This window comes from Actinomyces sp. S6-Spd3, from assembly GCF_000758755.1.
In the GTDB taxonomy this organism is placed as follows: domain Bacteria; phylum Actinomycetota; class Actinomycetes; order Actinomycetales; family Actinomycetaceae; genus Pauljensenia.
On record NZ_JRMV01000221.1, the window covers coordinates 1 to 986 of the forward strand.

The window sequence follows — 986 nt, forward strand, 5'->3', positions numbered from 1 at the left end:
GCACAACTGTCTGCCCGGTGGCGTCCGCCAGGATCTCGCAAATGAGGTCGGAGCGGAAGCCGCCGCCAGAGACCACCAGGTCAGAGTGGATCTGTAGTGTGTTAATGCACTCGACCAGAGAGAACGCCACGCCCTCGTACACGGAACGCAAAATGTCTTCAGTACTGGACGTGAGCGACATTCCCGCCCACGAGGCCGACGCATTCGTGTCGAGGAAGGGGGCGCGCTCGCCGCCGGGTGAAGCGTAGGGCAAGTACACCACGCCGGAAGCGCCCGGCTTCGACATGCGGGCAAGTTTTTCAAGTTCGGTCCAGCTATTTTCTTCCAGACCCAAAACCTTGCGAATCCAGTCGAGGTTGGGCGTGCCTGTCATGGGAGCCATGAACTCGAGCACCTGCTTGCCGTTGCCAGTAGCAAGCACCATCGACAGGTCGGAGCGGCGCTCACTAACCGACGGCAGTAGCGTTCCCACAAAAGCGGTGGTGCCAAGAATCAGCCACGAATCACCATTTTCTAGGGCGCCCAGGCCCATACCGGTTACCGCAACGTCGATCATGCCCACGCCAACCGGAGTGCCCGCGGGAATACCGGTTTCACGCGCCGCCTCTTCACTGAGTGGCACCGCCTTGCCGTCCGCGCGGTGGATCTGTGGGAGAAGCCTCGCGTATTCCTCAAGACCTAGATCTTTGGCAAGTTCTGCGCTGAACCCGTCGGTTGTACGCACGTCCAAGAACGAGCGCGAAGCCTCCGTGTAGTCGGTTAAACGCTCACCGGTGAGCTTAAACCGGATCCAGTCTTTACAGTTCAAATGCGTAGTCGCGCGGGCCACCACATCGGGCTGCGTAGCTGCCAGCTCCTCGATCAGCACCGGGAACAGGCCGCCAAACGTAGTTGTACCCGTCACCTCTAGTACCTTTGCAGCGCGGCCGTCCTCGTCCCACTGCTTCACACGCTCTGCGGCGCGTCCATCCAACCAGTTCGCGGCC

Annotated in this window: 1 protein-coding gene; it reads right to left on the minus strand. The window is 60.8% G+C overall.

Going from position 1 to position 986, the window contains the following annotated elements; all coding sequences use genetic code 11:
• The coding region (locus tag HMPREF1627_RS01855; RefSeq protein WP_034500636.1) for an FGGY family carbohydrate kinase at window positions 1–986 on the minus strand (986 nt) is incomplete at both ends.